Below are 21,604 nucleotides of genomic sequence, written 5' to 3' on the forward strand. Positions count from 1 at the left end.
ATGCGGAAATCACACACCTGACGGTATGGGGCGGCGCGTCTCATCCGCGTTCGTAGTGGAAGCGGCATGCTGCGACGTGGATGATGTCGTCCTCGTCGATGCGGTACACCAGTCGGTGCTCGGAGTTGATGCGCCGTGACCAGTAGCCGGAGAGGTCGCTCCGCAGTGGTTCGGGCTTGCCGATCCCCTCGTGGCCGTTGCGGTCGATGTCGGCGATGAGCTGGTTGATCCGTTTCAGGAGTTTGCGATCGTTCGCCTGCCACCACAGGTAGTCGTTCCAGCCGTCGTCGAGGAAGAGGACCTTCACACGGCGCCCTGTCCGGCCTCGTCGTCGGGGTCGACCAGCTCGCGGACCGTACCGTGGCCCGCGCGATCCTGCTCGATCGACCTGCGCAGGCGCTCGGCCATCGCGGGCGACCGCAGCAGGTAGTCGGTCTCCTTCAGCGCCTCGTACTCTGCGAGCGAGACAACGACCATCGGCTCGTGTCCGGCCCGGGTGATGACCAGTTCCTCGGCGTCGTTCTCGACCGCATCGAGGGCGTCGGCGATGCCGGCGCGCAGCTCAGTGACACTCATCGTCTTCACGATGTACATGATAACGTACAGGCGCAGAGCAGCGAAGGCGACGGATGCCGTCGGTGCCACACGGTCGACGAGGATCATGGTTGAACGGTTTGCATGGTTCGCCTGTCCCGACAGGACGTCACAACGAACTTCTCCGGGAGCCGGACTCCAGCACGGGTGAGGCACCCCGAGGTGACCCGGGTCGGCCGGAGGCGCTACCGCCATGCGTCGACGAGATCTCGGGGGCCCCATGTCTGGGCCAGGGGAAGGGGGCCGCGGGTACCGCTGCGGGAGACGGCGACGAGGCGGGTGGCGGCCGAGGTGCCGGGGACGGCGGCGGTATCGCGGGCGAGGGTGTCGTAGTCGTGGCGGTCGAAGGGGCGGTCGTCGAGCCACTTGATGGAGCCGGCGAAGTGGAGGTGTCTGGCGACCGGCGCGCGGTCGGCGCCGACGATGTCGACCTCGGGGTTGTTCTGCCGGTTCCACCAGCCGCCGACGGCCTCGGTGTCGGGCCAGGTGTCGTCGGGCAGCAGTCGCATCAGGCTGTCGCGGACGACGGGTTCGACGGCGCGTCCCCGCCAGGACGTCCACGAGCGTTCGATGCGCTCCAGCAGCAGGTCGCCGCGGCCACGTTCGACCAGGGGGATGCCGCGGTCGAGGAAGGCGAGCCAGAAGCGGAGGTACGGGTCGGCGATGCGGTAGCGGCGATTCTTGGTGTCGGGCTTGGTGGAGAGGGGGTCGTCGCCGGCCAGGACGCGCTTGTCGAGCAGACTGGCAAGGATCGGGGAGAGGGTGCCGGACGGCAGGGCGGAGGAGCCGCCGGCCCGCGCGGCGATGGTGGAGAAGGTGCGTTCGCCGCTGCCGACGGCCTCGAGCACGGCCCGGGAGCGGGTGGATTCGGGGAATTCGCCGAGCAGCGACAGCTCGCCGGAGACGAGGAGTGGCGAGAGCGGGTCTGTGAGCGCCTGAGCGAAGAACTCCGCGCGCGGCGTGCCGTGGGGCCAGGAGGCGAGCACTTCGGGGAAGCCGCCGGTGATCAGCAGGGCGTCGAAGGCCGCGGCGGCGTCCAGGCCGGTCATGGTCTGCACGTCGGCCAGATGGAGAGGGTGGACGGTCATAGTGGCGGCGCGGCCGAAGAAGGGTCGGCCATAGGTCTGCAGCGCCTGCATGACGGACAGGTCGCTGCCGACCAGGATCAACAGCACGGGCTTGTGGGACAGGTGCCGGTCCCAGACGGTCTGCAGGGCGCCCTCGAACTCGGTGTCCTGCTCGATCAGCCAAGGAACTTCGTCGAGGACGGCGATGCTGGGGGTGTCATCCGGGACCGCGAGGGCCAGGGTGCGCAGGGCCTGGTTCCAGTCGCCCGCCTGCAGGCCGCCGACCAGCTCGGCGCCCGGCAGCTCGGAGTGCGTGACGGCGGCGGTGAAATCGGTGCGCTCGGCGGCCGGGTTTCGTCCACGGGTGGCCTGAAAGACCAGGTACGGGGTGTCTGATCGGTCGCAGAACTCCTGGACCAGCCGGGACTTGCCGACCCGGCGGCGCCCGGTGACCGTGACCGCTCGTCCGCGGGTGGCTCCCCGGCCCTCGGCGACAGTATGTAGCTGCTGCTGCAGCAGTTGGAGGTCGGTGGCGCGTCCCTGGAACTCCACAGCCGCTCCATAATGCTAGATCCCATCTTACGTAGATTGAATCTAGCATTAGCGACTCGCAGGGGGCGGGAAGGTGACCGGAACGCCGTCCCGAAGCAGCGCGCGGCGCCGTTCCGCTGCTACGGCGTCAGGCCCGCTGGAGATCCTCTGGCACGGGACCGGGACCATCACAGGAGCGGGAGGGCGGCCCTGGCCCGGAATTCCGGGGATCACGTTGCCCGTGTCAACACGACCGTGTTGACACGGGCACCACGCAATTCGGCCCCCCGGTAGGGTTTTTGCAGGTCAGACGGGGTGCCAAGGTGCCCCCAACGGGATTCGAACCCGTGCTACCGCCTTGAAAGGGCGGCGTCCTGGGCCACTAGACGATGAGGGCCGACGGCCCGCCGGGGCGCTGGACCGGCTGCGCTCGGGGGCCCCAGCAGGATATGGGATGGCGGGTGAGATCGCCAAAACGATTCCTTCCGGCGCCCGGTGCCCGGCGCCCGGCGGACCGTCGCGGACCGTCGCCGTGGCCGCCGGGAGGCCCCGGCGGGCCGTGGCGGGCCACGGGGGTGGGGGTCAGGCGATGACGAAGAGGAGGGAGGCGAGGCCGAAGGCGGAGAGGCCGATCGTCGTCTCCATCACCGTCCAGGTCTTCAGCGTCGTCTTCACGTCCATGTTGAAGAACCGGCCCACCAGCCAGAACCCCGAGTCGTTCACATGGCTGGCCGTGACCGAGCCCGCCGCCGTGGCGAGGACGATCGCGGCGAGCTGGACCGCGTTGTAGTCCGCGTCCAGGACGACCGGCTGGATCAGTCCGGCGGCCGTCGTGAGGGCGACGGTGGCGGAGCCCTGGGCGATGCGGAGCGCGGTGGCGACGACGTACGCGACGACGATCACGGGCAGGCCGAGGTCGCTCATCGCGTCGGCCAGGGCGTCGCCGATGCCGCTGGCGCGCAGGACGCCGCCGAACATGCCGCCGGCACCGGTGATGAGGATGATCGCGCAGACCGGGCCGAGCGCGGAGTCGACGAGCTTCTCGATCGTCTCCAGGCCCCTGCCGCGGCGGGTGCCCAGGACGTACGACGCGACGAAGGCGGTCAGCAGCAGCGCCACGGGCGTGGAGCCGAGGGCGCGGGCGACGTTGTACCAGGACTCCGTGTCGTCCACCCAGCCCGCCGCGCGGGCGGTGTCGAGGCCGGTGTTGGTGAAGATCAGCACCAGCGGGAGCAGGAGCAGCCCGATCACGGTGGCCGCGCTCGGCGGGGCGTCCTGCTTCTCCTCCTGCGGGCCGCCGGTGAGGATGTCCGGGACCTCCAGGACGATCTTCTCGCCGATCCACAGGCCGTAGAGGTAGCTGGTGACGTACCAGATCGGGACGGCCATGACCACGCCGATCAGCACGACGAGCCCGACGTCCGCACCCAGCAGCTCGGTCGCGGCGACGGGGCCGGGGTGCGGCGGTACGAAGACGTGCATGACGGAGAACGCGCCCGCGGCCGGCAGCCCGTAGCGCAGCACTCCGCCGCCGAGGCGGCGGGCGACGGTGAAGACGATCGGCAGCATCACGACGAGGCCGGCGTCGAAGAAGATCGGGAAGCCGAACATCAGCGACGCGAGGCCGAGCGCGAACGGCGCACGGTCCTCGCCGAACTTGCGGATCATGGCGTCCGCGAGGCTCTGCGCGCCGCCGCTGACCTCCACCAGCCGGCCCAGCATCGCGCCGAGGCCGACGAGCAGCGCGACGCTGGCCAGCGTCGAGCCGAAGCCTTCGGTCGCCACGGGGACCACCTGGGCGGCTGGGATGCCGGCGGCGAAGGCGGTGAGCAGGCTGATGGTGACCAGCGCGAGGAAGGCGTGGACGCGCAGGTAGATCACCATGAACAGGAGCACGGCGACGGCCGCGCCGGCTATCGCGAGCAGCGGGCCCGCGTCCATCGTCTGGGTCCAGTCTTCGACCTCTTGGGCCAGGTGCACCGTCGTCATCGGAAAAGCTCCATTGCTTCTCGGGTACGGGGACGGGTAGTTCGGGGTGGTCGGAGGGAGCGGGGGCGGGGGCCGGTGCGGCTGCCGTTACGGGACAGGGGACGGGACGGGCAGCCGGGGAGGGTCGGCGGCGGCTTTCCCGGCGGGCCGGGTGGGCCGGGCGGGTCGGACGGGCCGGGTAGGCGCCTTCGTACGGGGCCGGGGACTGCGGGGGTCAGCCCGCCGGGGCCGCCAGCCCGAGCTGGCGCAGCGCCTCCGCCGCCACCTCCTCCGGCGGCGCCGCGATGTCCACCACCACCCCGTCCTCGTCCGCCTCCAGCGGCTCCAGGTCCGCCAGCTGCGAGCCGAGCAGCGCCGGCGGCATGAAGTGGCCGGACCTGCCGCCGATTCGGCGGGCCAGGGTGTCGCGGTCGCCGTTCAGGTGGACGAAGCGGATGCGGGGGCCGGCTTCGCGGAGGACGTCGCGGTAGGCGCGTTTGAGCGCCGAGCACGTGACGACCGCGTTCTCGCCGGCGTCCGCCCAACCGGCCAGCCACGCGGCGATGGCCCGCAGCCAGGGCCGGCGGTCGGCGTCGGTGAGGGGGGTGCCGGCGCGCATCTTCTCGATGTTCGTACGGGGGTGGAAGTCGTCGGCCTCCGCGAACGCCCAGCCGAGCCGGTCGGCGAGGAGCCGGGCGACGGTGGTCTTGCCGGCCCCGGACACTCCCATGACCACCACTCCGGTGTGGATTTCCGGCGGGGCCGACGGGTGCGGAGAAGGCGAGGACATGACGACGACGACCTCCTAGAATGGTGTTACCAATCGCCGGGAAAGGTAGCACCAATGCCGGACGCAGGGGAAGAGGCATGCCCGGGATACTCTTCAGCGGTGGAGCTGCGGGGTGTTGGCCGGGGAGAGCGGGAGAGCACGACGACGACGCCCGCGTCCGCCTCCTCCCCGCCGATCGCCACCCCCGCCCCCGGCGGCACCCCCGACGCCGTCGTCCTGCACAGCTCCGTCCTCGACACCATCGGCGAGGAGATCACCGGCGGCGCCGCCCCCGAGGGGCACGTACTCACGCTGGAGCAGATCCGCGAGCGCTTCGGCGTCTCCCGCACCGTCGCCCGCGAGACCATGCGGATCCTGGAGTCGATGGGCCTGGTCCGCTCCCGCCGCCGCGTCGGCATCACCGTCCAGCCCCGCGCCTCGTGGAACGTCTACGACCCCCGCGTCATCTGGTGGCGCCTCTCCGGCCCCGGCCGCAACGCCCAGCTCCGCTCGCTGACCGAACTGCGCATCGCCGTCGAGCCGCTCGCCGCCGGGGCCGCCGCCCGCAGCGCCTCCGCCGCCGAACGGGAACGGGCCACCGAGATCGCCGCCACCCTGCGCACCCTCGGCGAAGCCGGCGACCTCGACAACTTCCTGGCGGCCGACATCGCCTTCCACACCCTGCTGCTCCAGGCCAGCGGCAACGAGATGTTCGGCGCGCTCGCGGACGTCGTGGCCGTCGTGCTCCAGGGCCGCACCCAGCTCGGGCTGATGCCGCACCACCCCGAGCCGGAGGCCCTCGACCTGCACGAGGCCGTCGCGGACGCCGTCGCGGGCGGGCGGTCGGGGGACGCGGAGACCGCGATGCGCGAGCTGCTGGCGGAGGTGCGCCACGCGATGCTCCCGCTCTGGGAGCCGCGTTCGCGCACGTGAGGCGTACGCACCGCAGCGCCCCCGGACACGTACGCGTACGCACGTAAAGAGCCCCGCCGGCCGTCCTCCGACGACCGACGGGGCCCCTCGCGGGCTATCCGGCTCCTCCGAGCCGCAAGCCGCTCAGTGCTTCTCCAGCTCCACCTTCGGCAGGATCTTCTCCAGCGGCGCCGGCAGCCACCAGGCGCGCCGGCCCATCAGCTCCATCGCCGCCGGCACGATCATGCATCGGATGATGACCGCGTCGACGAAGATCGCCACCGCGAAGGCGAAGCCCGTCTGTTGCAGCAGCCGGTCCGAGCTGAGCATGAAGGCCGCGAAGATCACGATCATGATCGAGCCCGCCGCCGTGATCACCGAGCCGGTGTGGGCCAGCCCCTCCCGCACGGCGCGCGAGGGGTCGCCGTCCTTGGAGGTGACCCATTCCTCGTGCATCCGGGAGATCAGGAAGATCTCGTAGTCCATCGAGAGGCCGAAGACGATCGCGAAGATCATCACCGGCACGTACGCCTCGATCGGTCCGCTCTCGTAGCCGAGCGCGCCGTCCTGGAACACCAGCTTCATCGCGCCGAGCGCGGCGCCGATGCTGAGGATGTTCAGGACCGCGGCCTTCAGCGGGATGAGGACCGACCGGAACACCGCCATCAGCAGCACGATCGCGAGCCCGACGACGATGATCATGAACACCGGCATCCGGTCGGCCATCTTGCCGGCGTAGTCCTCGGACGCGGCCGTGGCCCCGCCGACGAAGTACTCCGCTCCGTTGTCCGCCGACAGCCCCGGCAGCACGTCGTCGCGCAGGGTGCTGACGAGTTCCGTGGTCGCCTCGTCCTGCGGCGAGGTGGTGGGGTAGACGAGGACGGTCGCGGCCTCGCCGTCCGGCGTGGGGATCGGGGGCGCGGTGGCCGCCACGCCCTCGGTGTCGGCCACCGCCTGCGTCACCGCGGCCCCGGCGTCTTCGGCGCTGCCGTCGCCGCCGTCGGTCACGACCAGCAGCGGACCGTTGAACCCGGGGCCGAAGCCGTCGGAGAGCAGGTCGTACGCCTGTCGGCTGGTGGAGTCGCTCGGGTCGTTGCCCGCGTCGTTGAAGCCGAGCCGGATGTTCAGCGCCGGGGCGGCGAGGGCGCCGAGGATGACCACCGCCGCCAGCAGGGCGGCCAGCGGGCGCTTCTGCACCGCCGTCGCGAGCTTGCGCCAGCCCTCGCCGTCCTCGGCCTTGCCCTTGGCCTTGCGCTTCTCGGCCCGCGCGAGGAACTGGCGGGCGAAGCGGTTGCCGAAGATGCTGAGCAGCGCGGGCAGCAGCGTCAGCGAGGCGATCATCGTCATCAGCACGGTCAGCGCCACGGACAGCGACATGCCCTGGATCGAGCCGAGGCCGAGGGCGGTGAGGCCGAGCAGCGCCAGGATGACGGTGCAGCCGGCGAAGAATACCGAGCGGCCCGCGGCGTCCATGGCCGTGATGGTGGCCCGTTCCGGTGCGACGCCGCGCACCAGCTCGGCCCGGTAGCGGGCGAAGATCAGCAGCGCGTAGTCGATGCCGACGCCGAGGCCGACGAGGAACATGACCGGTGGCGTCCAGGACGCGATGGTGAAGAGGTGCGACGCCAGGATGATGATCCCGGTCGTCGAGCCGACTGCGAAGAGGGCGATCAGGATGGGCAGGCCGGCGGCGATGAACGTGCCGAACATCAGCACCAGGATCACCAGCGCGGCCACCAGGCCGACCGACTCGCCGATGCCGGTCTCGCCCGCCGCGATCAGCCGGACGGCCTCGCCGCCCATCTCGACCCGGAGTCCCTCGCCCTCGATGTCCTGCGCGACCTCGAGGATGCGTTCGGTGTCCTCCTTCGGCATGTCCTCCGACGCGACCTCCAGCTGCACGGTGGCGTAGCCGATCGTGCCGTCCTCGGAGATGGCGGTCGGGTTGTCGTAGACGCTCTGGACGGTGCCGACGTTGGCCAGCTTCTCGACCTCCGCGAGCATCGGATCGACGCGATCACGCACGCCGGTCAGCCCGCCCTCGTTCTGGAAGACGATGTCGATGGTGTCCCCGGCGCGCTCCGCGCCGTGATCTTTCAGCAGGTCGGCGGCGGCCTGCGCCTCGGTGCCGGGGAGCGAGGTGTCGTCCTTGTAGGCGTCGCCCGCGGCGCCGGCGATTCCCCACACACCGACCAGGACCGCCACCCACAGGATCACGGCGAGCCATTTACGCCGATAGGCGAAGCCCCCGACCCGGACGAACACCCCCTTCTGAAGGGGCGGTTCTGAACTTTGTTCTCGGTTCTCGGTAATCGTCATGATCTCTTCCCCGGAGGGTCGTCAAACGTCCCCGGGGTGGGCCCCGGGCTTCCGTAGCCTGTTGACGACGTAGCCCTTCGAGGTGTGACATGGACACTCGTCGGATAGGGGCTGTGTCACAACGTGACCGGCCATGGGGCAGTACGGGACAGGGGCATGACGAAGCGGGACGCACGGGACACCGGACGAAACACCCCACGGGACACCGCGCGGGACGCCGCCCGGGACACCGAAGAGCTGCTCGCGCGGTCCTTCGAGGCCAACCGCCCGCGGCTGCTGCGCGTGGCGTACACGATGACCGGCTCCCTGGTGGAGGCCGAGGACTGCGTGCAGGAGGCCTGGCTGCGGCTGCGGCGGCTCGACGACCCGGGCACCGTCCGTGACCTCACCGCCTGGCTGACCACGACGGTCAGCCGGCTGGCGCTGGACGCCCTGAGCAGCGCGCGGGCGCGGCGGGAGCAGTACGTGGGCACGTGGCTGCCCGAGCCGCTGGTCGCCGACCGCTCGCACGACCCGGTCGACCGGGTGACGCTGGACGAGTCGGTGAGCATGGCGCTGCTGGTGGTGCTGGAGCGGCTGTCGCCGGCCGAGCGCACCGCGTTCGTGCTGCACGACGTCTTCAGCGTCCCGTTCCCCGAGATCGCCGAGGTCGTCGGCCGCTCCGCGGCGGCGGTGCGGCAGCTCGCGTCGCGGGCGCGGCGGCAGGTGGAGGACGGCCGGCCGCGGACGCCGGCGACGGAGGCGGAGCAGCGGGAGCTGGTCGACGCGTTCACGGCGGCGTGCCAGGACGGCGACCTGCCGGCGCTGATCGCGCTGCTCGACCCGGACGTGGTGCTGCGCGGCGACGGCGGCGGCAAGGTCGCCACGCTGCAGCACATCGAGCGCGAGGCGGAGCGGGTGGCGTCGATGATCGTCGCGCACGCCGGCACCGTGGGGCCGCTGGACATCCGCCCGATCGAGGTCAACGGCGCGGCCGGGCTGGCGATCCACGGGGCCGACGGGCAGCTTTCGGTCATGTCGTTCACGGTGGACGCGGGGCGGATCAGCGCGATCAACATCATGCGCAACCCCGACAAGCTGGCGATGGTCCCGGACCTGGACTGAGGGCGGGGACCCGGGCCTGACCGGCCGCCGGGCGGGCCGCCGCGACGGCCACGGGAACAGTCAACTACGGATGCTGCCCTGCTCGTTGACGCCGAGGCACCTGACAACACCGCGCAACGGTCCGCGGGCCCGCCGGCACCGCCGGCAAGACGCCCCCACCCCGGTGGTGGGCCGGGTGGGGGCGTCGGGCCCGGACGCGAGGGTCCGGGGTGAGCGGGCGGGGGAGGGTCCGCCCGCTCGTCAGGGGGCGGTGCCCCAGGTGAGCGAGCCGGCGGAGGAAACGCCGACGCGCCGGTTGTCGGTCCAGACAGCGGGACCGGTGGCGGAATGCAGCGGGAAGGCGTCCCGCCACCGGGGCTTTGCGAGCGTGCTCTCGATCGACGTGCGGGGGGCGTACGGCGTACGTACGGCATAGCTGCGCCATACGTCCCAGGTGCGTACCGCGTGCAAGGCTTGAAGGTATGGGAGCGCTCCCACCGTCGGGCACACCCGCGCGACTGTCAACCCCTCGCGCGCACACCCGTTCCGGCACACCCCCTCCACCGGCGCAGTTCTCCCGTACGCAGATCTGAAGAATCCGGACGAGCGCAACCCCCCGCCCGCCGCGTCGTTTTCCGGGCCGGAACACCTCTCGCATGGGACCGGTGGAGAATGCTGCGGCACCTGAACAGAACCCTTGGCCGGTTGACCGGCCTCCAGATCCAGCGCACCGCCCAGCCGCGCCGGAAGAAGACCCGGGCCGCAGCCCCCGCCGCCCGCCCCGGCCGCCTGCCCGACTACCGCCCGCCGCCGGACCCACGGGTCGACCGGCTGCTCAGGCGGCCGGTCTTCGTCATCACGCCGGTACGCTCCGGCGCCACGCTGCTGCGCATGCTGCTCGGCGGCCACTCCCGTATGCACGCGCCGCACGAGCTGCACGTGCGCCGGCTCGAAGTCAGCGCCGGCACCGACCTGGCGGTCGAGGCCATGAGCGAGCTCGACCTGCACCGCAGCGACCTGGAGCACCTGCTGTGGGACCGGGTGCTCCACCGCGAGCTGGTCCGCTCCGGCAAGGACATCCTGGTCGAGAAGACGCCGAACAACGTATTCGCGTACCAGCGCATCGCCGCCTGCTGGCCCGACGCCCGGTACGTCTTCCTGCTGCGCCACCCCGCCTCGATCGCGCAGTCCTGGTACGAGGCCGACCCCTCCCGGCGCACGCCGGAGGACGCCGCGGTGCAGGCACTGCACTACGTGCGCGCCACCGAGCGCGCCCGCCGGGAACTCCCCGGCCACCTGGTGCGCTACGAGGACCTGACCACCGACCCCGAGGGCGTCCTGCGGAGCATCTGCGGCTTCCTCGACGTCGAGTACGAGCCCGGGATGCTCGACTACGGGGCCCGCGAGGAGGGCGAGCTGCCGAAGGGGCTCGGCGACTGGAAGGAGAAGATCCGCAGCGGGCGCGTCCAGCAGGGCCGTGCGCTGCCGGAGCCCGGGGAGGTGCCGGAGCCGCTGCGCGAGATCAGCGTGGCGTGGGGGTACCTGCCGGATCACGCCGGCCCGGCGGATCCGGCCGCCAAGGGCCCTCGTGCCGAGGTCACCGAGGTCTGGCCGCGCGACGGTCTCATCCGCATCGTCGGCCGCCTCCACGGCGCCCCGGCCGCCCTCACCCCTCAGGAGGCCCCGGCCGCCCAGGACGCCCCGGCAGCACCGGGCGCCCCGCGGTGGCAGCTCGCCGTCTCGCTGACCGGCTCACCAGAACACCGGCTCGCCTATCCCGCGACGCTCAACGGCGACAGCTTCGAAGTCAGCGTTCCCGTCGCCGACTTGGCGCCCTCCGGGATCGCGCTGCCCGCGAAGTGGGACCTGCACCTCACCGCGAACGCGGACACGGACGCGGACGCGGACGTTTGGCGCGTACGGCTGCAGGCCACCCGGGACCTTCGAGACGTCGAACCGAAGAAGAACATCGTGCTGTTCCCCACGCAGTCCTTCTCGTCCGGCACCGACACGGTCCAGGTCAAGCCCTACTACACCGTCCGCGACAACCTCTCCATCTCGTGCCAGCTCCGCGACGACCTCTCCCGGACGATCTCGTGAAGATCCGCTATCTGCTCCTCAACGCATACGGCAAGGGCGGCACCATCCGCACGGTGTTCAACCAGGCCGCCTCCATGGCCGCCGCCGGCCACGACGTCGAGGTCGTCAGCGTCGTGCGCCGCCGCAAGGCGCCCCGGTTCCCGCTGGACCGCCGGGTGCGGGTGACCGCGCTCGTCGACACCTACGGCGCGCCGCCCACCCCCGCACCGTCCGCGTGGACGACCCGGTTCAGTGCGAGCGGGCGGCCCTCCCGGTACGTACCGCACGGCGAGGTCGCGCGCGAGCACTTCACCCGGGACGTCGAGGGCCGGGTGATCCGCTGGATGGGGCGGCTGCGCGGCGGGGCGCTCGTCACCACCCGCCCCGCGCTCAACATCCTCGCCGCGCAGCACGCCGACCCGAGCGTCGTCCGCGTCGGCCAGGAGCACATGAACCTCGGCACCCACCCGCGGGACGTGCGCGCCGCCATCATCCGCCTCTACTCGCGCTTCGACGCGGTCGCCGTGCTCACCGAACGCGACCGCGACGAGTACGCGCGGCTGCTCCCCGGCACCCACGTCGTGTGCATCCCCAACGCCGTCCACGCCGGCCGCAAGCGGCAGTCCTCCTACGCGAACCGCATCGCCGTCGCGGCCGGCCGGCTGAGGGGCCAGAAGGGCTTCGACCTGCTCATCCCGGCGTTCGCGCAGGCGGCCGACGGCCGCCCCGGCTGGCAGCTGCGGATCTTCGGCAACGGCGACAAGGAGCAGGAGCTGCGCGCGCTCATCGACAAGCACCACGCGTACAACAGCGTCTTCCTCATGGACTTCACGCCGCGGCTCGACGACGAGCTGGCCAAGGCGTCGATGTTCGTGCTCAGTTCGCGGTTCGAGGGCCTGCCCATGGTGATGATCGAGTCGATGACGCACGGGCTGCCGGTGGTCAGCTACGACTGCCCGACGGGCCCGGCGGACGTCATCACCGACGGCCGGGAAGGGCTGCTCGTGCCGCCGCGGGACATCGACGCGCTCGCGGTGGCCATGGGGCAGGTGATGGACGACGAGGGGCTGCGCGTGGACATGGGCACGGCGTCGCTCGCCAAGTCGCGGATGTACTTGCCGGAGGCCGTGCACCCGCGGTGGGAGGAGCTGTTCGCGACGCTGGCGGCGGAGCGGTCGACGCGGCGGCGGAAGCTCGTACGGGCGGCGGCATAGCGGCGGCATCGCGGCGGCGCGGGGGCCGGGAGCGGCCGGGGTGCGTACTCCTTAGGAGAGACGCGGCCCGTACGGAGAACAGCCCCCGGTCCGTCGCGCCGCCGCGCCGGACCGGGGGCCGTCCCCGTACTACGGGCCGCTCAGCGCCCCGTTCACGTACACCTCACCGGGTCCGGTAGGCGTCGAAGATGCGCTGCGTGACGGTGTTGCCCTGCTTGTCCACCGCCTTCGCCCGGAACGACACGGTCTTGCCCGCGGCCGGGTTGACCACGGTCACCTTGCCGTCCCGCACCGGCAGCTCCTTCCAGGTCGCGCCCCCGTCGGTGGAGGCCCACACGGTCAGCGACTTGAGGTTGTCCCCCGCCGCCGAGCCCTGCACCGTGACCGGCACCTTCTTCGTCAGCCCCGCGTCGGAGGCGCTCCCGGCCGAGAGCGTCGGCGAGTAGCGCACGACGGACAGCGGCAGCGCCTTCGGGCCGTCGGTCCGGGCGGAGGAGAAGGTCCAGGTCGCGGTCACCTTCGTGGACGTCCGGGCGACCGTGGCCGGCCGGGTGGAGGAGGTGGTGAGCTTGTACTCGGCGTCGCCCTCCGGCACCGTGAACTGCGCGTCGATCGGCAGGTCGGCCACCGACCCCACCTTCTCGCCGTTGCGGTACAGGGAGGTGTCGGCGTTCTCGTACGCCGAGTAGCCCCAGTGCGCGGGGTTGTCGAGGTAGACCGGTATCAGCGTGTCGATCGTGTTGCCGTCGCGGGTGGCACCGAGGTCCGGGGTGAGGATCGGGCCGACCACGGCGGCGTTGAAGGACTCCTTGTACGTGCTGCCGCCGGCGTAGGTGCGGCCGCCCGTGCCGTACGCGATGTCCTCGAACTCCTCGCCGAGCTGCCAGTACTCCAGCTCCCAGTTGATGCGGTCGCCGCCGCGCACGTACAGCGTGCCCTGGTAGGGCAGGTCGCACGCGGTGGCCGAGGAGCCCGTGCTGCCGAGGATGAACGGCGTCGCGAAGAGCAGGCCCTGCCGGCCCTCCGCCGAGCTGCCCAGCGTGACGTCGAGCTTGGCCAGCTCGCTCTGCGGGGTGGCCCGGACGAGACCGGTCCACATGGTGGTGCGGTCGGCCTGGCTGTAGACCGTCTGGTAGTCGGTGCGCTCGTCGCCCGCGAAGCTCACCTGCACCTGCTGGTACAGCTCGCCGGCCGCGGTCGCCGGCCCGAGGTGCGCGGTGCGCACGTCGGTGCCGCCGTCCACGAAGCTGCCGATGCCCGCGCCCACCTCGACGGTGTTCACGTCCATGCCCATGTCGACGGTCGTGCGTACGGCGTCCGCGTCCGGCACGGTGACGTCGATCGGCTTCGCGGTGCGGGCGTCCACGGTGACGGTCGTGTCCCCGGTGACGTCCAGGCGCGGCTGGTTGATCCAGTCGTACTCGGTCAGCTCCTCGCCTTCGAACGTCGCGATGTCGCCGCTGACCAGGTAACGGCCCTTGGGCACGCGCACGGTGGCGGTGTCGCCGTCGAGGAACTCGAAGACCTCCCAGTTGCTCTCCTCCATGCCGGCCAGCAGCGCGGTGCCGTCCGCGGACGACTGCCCGTCACGGCCGAGGAACTCGACGGTGACGTCGTACGACTCCTCCTCCCGCTCCACACCGCCCGGGGTGACGACGCGCTGGCCGCCGCCCGTCGCCGTGACGTACACCGAGAACACGCCGTCGCCGTCCCCGGCGCGGGTGTCGGCGGTCACCGGCACCTCGGCGGTGCCGCCGGCCGGGACCGTGACCTCCTCGGCGCCGAGGGTGAACATCCCCTCGGGCGCGGCGCCGCCGCCGGGCTGCACGGTGGACGTGGACAGCGACAGCGTGACGTCCTCGGCGCCCAGGTTCCGGTACGTGATCTGCTTCGTCACCGGCTCGTCGTCCTGGTGCGGCCACTCCTGCCGGCCGAAGCTCAGCGACGTCGGCTCGGTCACCACCGACTGCCCCACGGCCTGGTCCGAGGCGATGAGCCCGGCACCCTGGCCGAACGCGCCGCGCTTGGCGGCGGGCTTGGCCGACGCGGACAGCGCGGCCTTCAGCTGCTGGCCGGTCCAGTCCGGGTGCTGCTGCGCGAGGAGCGCGGCGGCGCCCGCGACGTGCGGGGTCGCCATGGACGTACCGTCGATCGTCAGGTACCCCTCGGGGTTCTGGCCGACCTCCTGCTCGATGACGCTGCCGGGCGCGGCGGCGGCCGTGATCGCCACGCCGGGGGCGGTGACGTCGGGCTTGACCGCGCTGTCGCCGATCCGCGGGCCGCGCGAGGAGAAGTCCGCCAGCCCGCCGTTCGGGCCGACGGCGCCGACGGTCAGCGCGGCGTCGGCGGAGCCGGGCGAGGAGACGGTGTGGCTGCCCAGCTGGCCGTCGTTGCCGGCGGCGACGGCGAACAGCACGCCCTCGTCGGCGGAGATCCGGTTGATCGCCTCCTCCAGCGGGTCGACCTCGGGGGTGTCGCCGCCGCCGAGGCTGAGGTTGACGATGTCGGCGCCCTGGCCGGCCGCCCACTCGAAGCCGGCGAGGATGCCGGAGTCGTCGCCGTAGCCGTCGTCGTCGAGGACCTTGCCCGCGAGCAGCTTTGCGCCGGGGGCGACGCCGGTGAGCCTGCCGTCCGACTTCGCGCCCGTGCCGGCCGCGATGGAGGCGACGTGGGTGCCGTGGCCGTAGCGGTCCTCGGCGTCGGCGGCGGGCGTGAAGTTCTCGCTGGCGACGACCTGGCCGGCGAGGTCCGGGTGGGTCTCGTCGACGCCGGTGTCGAGCACGGCGATCTTCACGCCGTCGCCCTTGTAGCCGGCGTCCCAGGCGGCCGGGGCGCCGATCTGCGGCACGCTGACGTCCAGGCTGGCGCGGCGTACGCCGTCCAGCCAGACGCGCTTGACGCCGGCCTCGGCGGCCAGCGGCTCGCCGGCGCCCGCGCCGCCGTCGGCGCGGGTCAGCGCCTTCCAGGCTGCGGCGGCGTCGCCCTTGGCGGTGGTGACGGCCTCGGCGCCCAGCCGCGGGAAGCGGTGCCCGACGTCGGTGCCGTCGGCGGCACGCAGCCGGTCCCGCGCCTCGGGGCGCTCGCCGCGGTAGTCGACGATGAGCTTCAGGCCGTCGCGCTGCTGGCGTACGTACTCGGGGCGGGCCTGCAGCGTGACGTCGAAGAGCCGGCGGTCCAGCGTGCCGTCGCCGACGAGCGCGGTGGCGTCGCGCGGGACGACGTAGGTGTGGCCCTTCGACTCGAAGGTGCGCACGGGTATGCCGGCGCGGCCCGGCCCGCGGTCGATCCCCACGACGTCGCCGGCGGCGCCGACCCGTACCCGGTCACCGGTGATCAGCGTCACCCATGTGCCGTCCTGCTTCTCGTACTTCGCGGAGCGGTTCCCCCCGGAGTCCCCGGTCCCCTCGGTCGTCGACGAGGCGGCCGGGGCGGCCGTGAGGCCCGCCGTGAGCGCCGTCGCCGCGGCTGCGGCTAACGCGGTGAATCCCGCCCTCTTGATGTGTCTGCGCACTAACCCCTCCCGATGCCTTGGGGGTCAGGAGTCTCTGGTGTGCCCCCACCCCCCCTTGCCCCATCATCCGCCGATCGGCACGAAGTGGTTCCCTCCCTGTGACGGCTCTTCCGGCGGGGCGGGCGGAAGCACAGGTCAGGGACGTACGGTCGGAGTTGTTCAGAGTGGGGTTTTGTTCAGCACTCGCGGAACTCGACCCAGATCGCCTTGCCGTCCCCCCGCGGCTCCACGCCCCAGCTGTCCGCCAGTTCCTGCAGCAGCAGCACCCCGCGGCCCGACGACGCCATCTCGCCCGGGTGCCGGCGGTGCGGGAGGTTGCCGTCCGCGTCGGCGACCGTCATGCGCAGGACCCGCCGGCCGGGCGGGCCGGTGACATCGGCCAGGACGTTGGCGGTGCTGTCCGTGTGGATCATGACGTTCCCGATCATCTCGGAGAGCGCCAGCTCCGCCGCGTCGATCTGGTCCGCGGTCGCCCAGTCGTAGAGCAGGCTGCGCAGCTGGTGCCGGGCGTCAGCGACGCGCTGCGGCTCGGCCTGCGGCACGGGCAGGTACATGTGCCGCTGCGACTTCGGCCGCGCGCGCCGGGTCACGCCGGCGGTGCGCAGCAGGACGAACGCGATGTCGTCCTGGCTGCGCCCGGAGTGCGGCCCGCGGGTGGCGTACGAACCGGGGCCGGTGACCGCGTCCACGAGCGCGTCCGCCACCGTCTCCAGCCCCGCGCCGAGCGTCGCCCCGAACGCGGCGCCGAGCCGCGCCTGCCCGCTGTACAGGTCGTGGCCGCCGGTCTCCACCAGGCCGTCGGTGCACAGGAGCATGGTCTCGTCCGGGTCGATCGTGTGCTCGGAGACCGGGTAGTGCGGGTCGGGCTCGACGCCGAGCGGCAGGCCGCCCGCGCTGGGACGGATGACCATCGCGCCGTCGGGCAGCGCCACCGCGGGGTCGAGGTGGCCGGCCCGGGCCACGGCCAGCGTGCCCGTCACCGGGTCGGCCTGGAGGTAGAGGCAGGTGGCGAAGCGGGCGTCGGCGGGGTCGCCGGTCTGCCGCTCGCCCAGCCGGGCGAGGAAGCCGGAGGCGCGGGTCAGCACGGCGTCCGGGCGGTGGCCCTCGGAGGCGTACGCGCGGATCGCGATGCGCAACTGGCTCATCAGCCCCGCGGCCCGTACGTCGTGCCCCTGGACGTCCCCGATGACCAGGGCCGTCTGCCCGGAGGGCAGCGCGAAGACGTCGTACCAGTCGCCGCCGATCTGCAGCCCGCCGCCGGAGGGGACGTACCGCGCCGCCACGTCGAAGCCGGGGACGCGCGCGACCGCCGGCATCATGCTGCGCTGCAACCCCTCGGCCAGCTCCCGCTCCGACTCGTGGACGTACGCGTCCGACAGCGCCTGCGCCAGCATCCGCGCCACCGTCGTGAGCACCGACCGCTCGTCCGGCGTGAACGACACCTCGTCCTCGAACGCCGCCATCCACACCCCGGCCGTCCGCCTGTCCGCCACCAGCGGCAGGAACGCCCACGACCGGCGCGGCGTGCCGGTGCAGTACCGCCACGCCTCGGGGTAGCGGCGCGCCAGCTCGTCGCGGCCGGAGACGTACACGGCGCGGCCGGTGCGCGCGGCCTCCTGGGCGGGGAAGGCGGCGTCCAGCGGGAGGCCGCCGAAGGGCTCGGCCTCCTCGGGCCGGTAGCCGTGGTGGCCGACGAGGAGCAGGGCGTCGCCCTCGACCGCGAAGACCGCCATGGCGTCCGGCGAGAAGCCCGGCATCGACAGCGACCCCGCCACCCGCAGCACCTGGTCGGTGGAGCGGGCCTCGGCGAGCGCGCGGCCGGCGGAGAGCAGGAACGCCTCGCGGGACAGCCGCCAATCGCTGGTCCCCAGCGGGCGGTCGCCGCCCGCGGGCGGGCGCGGCGGCGGGGCGACGAGCTCCTGGACGGTACCGACGATCTCGGTCTGCTCCTCCCGCGCCGTCTCCAGCGCGCGCATCCGGCAGCGCACCACCCGTACGACGTCGCCCTCGGCGTCGACGACGCGCAGCCGGCCCTCGGCCAGGGTGCCCTCGGCCAGGGCGAGGTCGAGAATGCCGGCCAGCTCGATGTAGTCCACGCCGTGCAGCCGGGCGCGTACCGCGGAGGCGTGGACGGTGACCCGCGCGGCCGGCAGCCCGAGGAGCCGGGCGGCCTGCGCGTCCAGCACCACCCCGTCGGTGTGCGTCGCCCAGCGCCAGACGCCCGTACCCAGCCCGGACAGCACCTCTTCGGTACGCATTGTCCACATTTTATGCTTCAGAGCGCGCGGCGCGGCGGTTGACGCCTTCTCCGCACCCGGGACTTCTGCGGACCCTCCCCCCTGGTAGACGATCAGCACGGGCACCCGCGGCACCCGCCCGACCTGCCCGACCCGCCGGCCCGACGAACGAGGGAGACCCGGTGCAGGAAGCCGAGCAGCACCGGGTGGCGGCGTTCCGCCGCCGGCTGGGGCTGGAGCATCTGATCGACGTCCACACCCACTTCATGCCGCAGCAGGTGCTGGCGAAGGTCTGGGCCTACTTCGACGCCGCCGGCCCGCTGGTCGGCCGCCCGTGGCCGATCGCGTACCGGCAGGAGGAGGCCGAGCGGGTGAAGCTGCTCCGCGGCTTCGGGGTGCGCGCCTTCACGTCGATGCTGTACCCGCACAAGCCGGGCATGGCGCGCTGGCTCAACGACTGGTCCGCCGGCTTCGCCGCGCGCACGCCGGACTGCCTGCACACGGCGACGTTCTTCGCCGAGCCGGGCGCGGCGGACAACGTACGGCGGGCGATCGCCCAGGGGGCGCGGGTGTTCAAGTGCCACCTGCAAGTCGGCGCGTACGACCCGAACACCCCCGTACTCGACGAGGTCTGGTCCCTGCTCGCGGACGCCGCCCTCCCGGTCGTCACCCATTGCGGCTCCGGCCCGGTCCCGGGCGCCCACACCGGCCCGGCCCCGATCGCGGCGCTGCTGCGGCGCCACCCGCGGCTGCGGCTGGTCGTCGCGCACCTGGGCATGCCGGAGTACGAGGACTTCCTGACGCTGGCGGAACGCCACGAGCAGGTCATGCTCGACACGACGATGGCCTTCACCCCCTTCGCCGAGTCCGCCGCCCCGTTCCCACCCCGCGCCCGCCCCCGCCTCGCGGCCCTACGGGACCGCATCCTGCTGGGCACGGACTTCCCCAACATCCCGTACCCGTACGCGGACGCCCTGGACGCCCTGGCGTCACAGAGCCCGGACGAGGACTGGCTTCGCGCGGTCTGCCACGACAACGCGGCCCGCCTCTTCGGCCTGCCGGCGCCCCCGCCGCTCGTTTAGGGGCCCCGCCCGCGGTTCTGCTACGCTGATCCAGCGACGTCACGGCCCGTAGCCGGCGGCGGAGAATCCCGCTAGGGATCACGCATCACTCTGTGCGAGACTAGTGCTCGCGCAAGCCTGGTCCTGTGGAGCAGTTTGGAGTGCTCGCCACCCTGTCAAGGTGGAGGCCGCGGGTTCAAATCCCGTCAGGACCGCCACCCTCAGGCACGCCTGAGGGGCCACCCGACTGGGGACCCCGGTCCCCGGCCGTCGGGCTGGGTAGCTCAGTTGGTACGAGCGTCCGCCTGAAAAGCGGAAGGTCGCCGGTTCGACCCCGGCCCCAGCCACACAGCCTGACCAGCAAAAATGCCCCCTCCGGGAATCTTGGAGGGGGCATTCTCGTGGCCGTTTACGCCAACCCGTACGCCAACGGCTCCCGAGGAGTGCCCCGGGCACCTCGGTATCTCCGGATCGCCGACCAAGCCAGCGGGCGCCCTACAGACTTGTTTCATGACAATCGACCCCAAGATCAATCCTGTCGTGGCTGCCCTACCCGGCCAGGGCTGATTCAAAGTCTGGTTGGTCATGTGGCGGGGCTGGTCAAGGCAGGCCGAGCAGGTCGAGTGGGCGGGTGAAGGGCTGGTAGGAGACCTCGCGTAGTCCGGCTGCGATGCCGTGGTGTCCGGCGGCGCGCAGGGTGGTGATCGCGAAGCTGCGCAGGGTGGCCATGTTCTCCGGACGGTGGCCGGTGCGGATCTTCGAGGCGTCCTCGCCGAAGGTGGTGTCGCGCATGTGGTGCACGGCTTCGACTCCCCAGTCGAGCGCGCGAAGTGGCTGATGGCCTGGGGTGATGCTGCTCGGGTGGTCAGGTCGGTGATGGTGTAGGCGGTTTCCCGGGTGACCTTGCCGGTCTTCAGATCGGTGCGGTGCCGATGGATCTTCGCGGCCTGCGCCATGTACGGGAAGTCCAGGTCCAGGCCGGTGACGGTCAGGGTGCGCACGCTGCGGGTCTCGGCCCGTCCGTGCCCGAGGTCGCGGTCGTAGTGCCGGGTGGTCACCTTCCGCCACGGCAGGGTGCGCAGCGTCTCGTAGAGCGTCGGCTGGTTCCGCTTGACGACCAGCAGGTAGTGCGCCCGCTTGTTGTCCACCAGCCACTTCGCGTGTTCGCGGTGGGTGTGCAGCGCGTCAGCGGTCACCGTCACCCCGGTCAGGTCGAACGGCGCCAGCAGCCGGGTGAAGCCGGTGACCTCGGTAGTCTTGTCCGGCACCCGCAGTTGGGAGACGGTGCGTCCGCCGTCCAGCACCGCGGAGAGCAGATGCGCGGCCGGCGCGGTATCGGTACGTGAGCCGCGGGCCGCCTTGCCGTCCACTGCCAGCTGCGCGGCATGTTGTGGATCGCATCCCAGCAGGTCGGCGAGCCCGCCGGGACACACCAGCGTCAGCACGCGGCGGATCGTGGAGGCAGACGGCGCACGCCGCAGCCCGAGCGGACCGACCGCCCGCGCGCCGAGCCGGGCGAGAGGTGTCCTGCGGCGCATGTCCTGCCCACTGAGTGGTGTGCATCGTGAAGTCGCAGGTCGCGGGTCTGGTGTGAATGGCGGGTTGGGTACTCGTGCCGGTCGGCGGCCGATGACCATGGCGTAGATCGTCGGGCAGGTCCGGCTCCGGCGGGATGCCGGTTCGGCTGCGTCCACGACCGGCCCCCGCCTACGATCCGTCAGCAGGTCGGCACGCCGTACAAACGCGGGAGGGCGCGGGTGATGCAGGAGCGGCAGTGGATCACCGCTCGCCGGAGCGAACTGGACGCCCTCGCCGAGGAGTTGGCCAAGCAGCTTCAGGAGGTCCAGGTCGAGCAGGACGAACTGGCGATCGCGGAGCGGGTGTTGAACCGCCTGGCCGAGCAGCTCCAGGCCGACGCCGAGGCTGTCGCTCCGGTATCGGCGCAGGTGGCCGGGCGGGCAGTGCTGCTCATCCCGCACCGCAGCGACGCGGCCGATGAGGGCGCGCTGCCAGGTGACTACCGCAAGATTCTGGCGGTTGTGCGGGAGGCCGACGGCCCGGTGCAGGTGAGGGCGGTCGGCGAGCGGCTGGGTCTGGACAGGACGCGCCACCGCGAGCCGATCCTCTTGAGGTGGCCGCAAGCCGTTCTCACCCTGGAGCGACACCGCTGAAGAAGCTCCCTGACACGGGGCCGGGGCCAAGCTTGCGCAGTCCGCCTGGCGATTGAACCCCTGGACCCGGCGGCTCGTAGTACAACCG

General features: G+C 72.2%; 16 protein-coding genes, 3 tRNA genes and 1 pseudogene. 8 read left to right on the forward strand and 12 right to left on the reverse strand.

Features of this window, described 5'->3' with window-relative positions:
• Window positions 1-40 precede the first annotated feature (40 nt).
• From T328_RS18485 to T328_RS18510, 6 genes are all read right to left on the reverse strand, one after another.
• Window positions 41-307: a Txe/YoeB family addiction module toxin gene (locus T328_RS18485; RefSeq protein WP_496497181.1), complete on the reverse strand. Its 267-nt coding sequence runs from the start codon at window positions 305-307 to the stop codon at window positions 41-43.
• Entirely contained in the window at window positions 304-663 is a 360-nt protein-coding gene (locus tag T328_RS18490; protein ID WP_496497182.1) for a type II toxin-antitoxin system Phd/YefM family antitoxin, read from the reverse strand. Before T328_RS18490 ends, T328_RS18485 begins: the two co-directional genes overlap by 4 nt.
• Before the next feature lie 116 nt (window positions 664-779).
• Window positions 780-2,213 (reverse strand): ATP-binding protein, encoded by a 1,434-nt coding sequence (locus T328_RS18495; RefSeq protein ID WP_496497183.1) that lies wholly within the window; start codon window positions 2,211-2,213, stop codon window positions 780-782.
• Between the two features lie 303 nt (window positions 2,214-2,516).
• Window positions 2,517-2,589 (reverse strand) — tRNA-Glu (locus T328_RS18500).
• 185 nt (window positions 2,590-2,774) lie between these two features.
• Window positions 2,775-4,181 (reverse strand): GntP family permease, encoded by a 1,407-nt coding sequence (locus tag T328_RS18505; RefSeq protein ID WP_496497184.1) that lies wholly within the window; start codon window positions 4,179-4,181, stop codon window positions 2,775-2,777.
• A gap of 214 nt (window positions 4,182-4,395) precedes the next feature.
• A complete protein-coding gene (locus T328_RS18510) occupies window positions 4,396-4,890 on the reverse strand; it encodes a gluconokinase (protein WP_496497185.1) in 495 nt (164 codons plus the stop codon).
• A gap of 159 nt (window positions 4,891-5,049) precedes the next feature.
• Here T328_RS18510 and T328_RS18515 point away from each other — a divergent pair, with 159 nt between their 5' ends.
• A complete protein-coding gene (locus T328_RS18515; protein ID WP_496497186.1) occupies window positions 5,050-5,862 on the forward strand; it encodes a FadR/GntR family transcriptional regulator in 813 nt (270 codons plus the stop codon).
• 123 nt (window positions 5,863-5,985) lie between these two features.
• Here the strand turns inward: T328_RS18515 and T328_RS18520 are convergent, their stop codons facing one another.
• A complete protein-coding gene (locus T328_RS18520; protein ID WP_496497187.1) occupies window positions 5,986-8,160 on the reverse strand; it encodes an MMPL family transporter in 2,175 nt (724 codons plus the stop codon).
• A 156-nt stretch (window positions 8,161-8,316) separates the two neighbouring features.
• Between T328_RS18520 and sigJ the strand changes: the two genes are divergently transcribed.
• Window positions 8,317-9,264, forward strand: a complete 948-nt coding sequence (gene sigJ, locus T328_RS18525) for an RNA polymerase sigma factor SigJ (protein WP_496497188.1) — start codon at window positions 8,317-8,319, stop codon at window positions 9,262-9,264.
• Between the two features lie 240 nt (window positions 9,265-9,504).
• On the opposite strand, the gene T328_RS18530 is transcribed toward sigJ, so the two are convergent.
• On the reverse strand, window positions 9,505-9,714 hold the full coding sequence (locus T328_RS18530; RefSeq protein ID WP_496497189.1) for a hypothetical protein: 210 nt from the start codon (window positions 9,712-9,714) through the stop codon (window positions 9,505-9,507).
• A gap of 234 nt (window positions 9,715-9,948) precedes the next feature.
• On the opposite strand from T328_RS18530, the gene T328_RS18535 reads away from it, so the two are divergent.
• Both T328_RS18535 and T328_RS18540 read left to right on the forward strand, forming a co-directional pair.
• Window positions 9,949-11,343: a sulfotransferase family protein gene (locus T328_RS18535; protein WP_496497190.1), complete on the forward strand. Its 1,395-nt coding sequence runs from the start codon at window positions 9,949-9,951 to the stop codon at window positions 11,341-11,343.
• Window positions 11,340-12,536: a glycosyltransferase family 4 protein gene (locus T328_RS18540; protein WP_496497191.1), complete on the forward strand. Its 1,197-nt coding sequence runs from the start codon at window positions 11,340-11,342 to the stop codon at window positions 12,534-12,536. The genes T328_RS18535 and T328_RS18540 overlap by 4 nt, the downstream gene beginning before the upstream one ends.
• A gap of 163 nt (window positions 12,537-12,699) precedes the next feature.
• Here T328_RS18540 and T328_RS18545 read toward each other — a convergent pair whose 3' ends face one another.
• Both T328_RS18545 and T328_RS18550 read right to left on the reverse strand, forming a co-directional pair.
• Window positions 12,700-16,047, reverse strand: coding sequence for a S8 family peptidase (locus tag T328_RS18545; RefSeq protein ID WP_496497192.1), 3,348 nt, complete (start codon window positions 16,045-16,047; stop codon window positions 12,700-12,702).
• A 176-nt stretch (window positions 16,048-16,223) separates the two neighbouring features.
• The gene (locus tag T328_RS18550) at window positions 16,224-18,305 is read right to left on the reverse strand and encodes an ATP-binding SpoIIE family protein phosphatase (protein WP_496497193.1); all 2,082 of its coding nucleotides are present in this window, start codon (window positions 18,303-18,305) and stop codon (window positions 16,224-16,226) included.
• Window positions 18,306-18,466: 161 nt separating this feature from the next.
• On the opposite strand from T328_RS18550, the gene T328_RS18555 reads away from it, so the two are divergent.
• From T328_RS18555 to T328_RS18565, 3 genes are all read left to right on the forward strand, one after another.
• The gene (locus tag T328_RS18555) at window positions 18,467-19,366 is read left to right on the forward strand and encodes an amidohydrolase family protein (RefSeq protein ID WP_496497194.1); all 900 of its coding nucleotides are present in this window, start codon (window positions 18,467-18,469) and stop codon (window positions 19,364-19,366) included.
• Between the two features lie 119 nt (window positions 19,367-19,485).
• Window positions 19,486-19,563, forward strand: a tRNA-Asp gene (locus T328_RS18560).
• Window positions 19,564-19,618: 55 nt separating this feature from the next.
• Window positions 19,619-19,692 (forward strand) — tRNA-Phe (locus T328_RS18565).
• A gap of 253 nt (window positions 19,693-19,945) precedes the next feature.
• Here the strand turns inward: T328_RS18565 and T328_RS18570 are convergent.
• Both T328_RS18570 and T328_RS18575 read right to left on the reverse strand, forming a co-directional pair.
• Window positions 19,946-20,146: a hypothetical protein gene (locus T328_RS18570; protein ID WP_496497195.1), complete on the reverse strand. Its 201-nt coding sequence runs from the start codon at window positions 20,144-20,146 to the stop codon at window positions 19,946-19,948.
• Window positions 20,147-20,205: 59 nt separating this feature from the next.
• Window positions 20,206-20,982, reverse strand: a pseudogene (locus tag T328_RS18575) (ISAs1 family transposase); the annotation flags it as partial.
• A 123-nt stretch (window positions 20,983-21,105) separates the two neighbouring features.
• Here T328_RS18575 and T328_RS18580 point away from each other — a divergent pair.
• Window positions 21,106-21,516 carry a hypothetical protein gene (locus tag T328_RS18580; RefSeq protein ID WP_496497196.1) on the forward strand — a complete coding sequence of 137 codons (411 nt, stop codon included), beginning with the start codon at window positions 21,106-21,108 and terminating at the stop codon, window positions 21,514-21,516.
• Window positions 21,517-21,604 lie beyond the last annotated feature (88 nt).

The sequence above is a fragment of the Streptomyces sp. CNX435 genome (assembly GCF_059570575.1).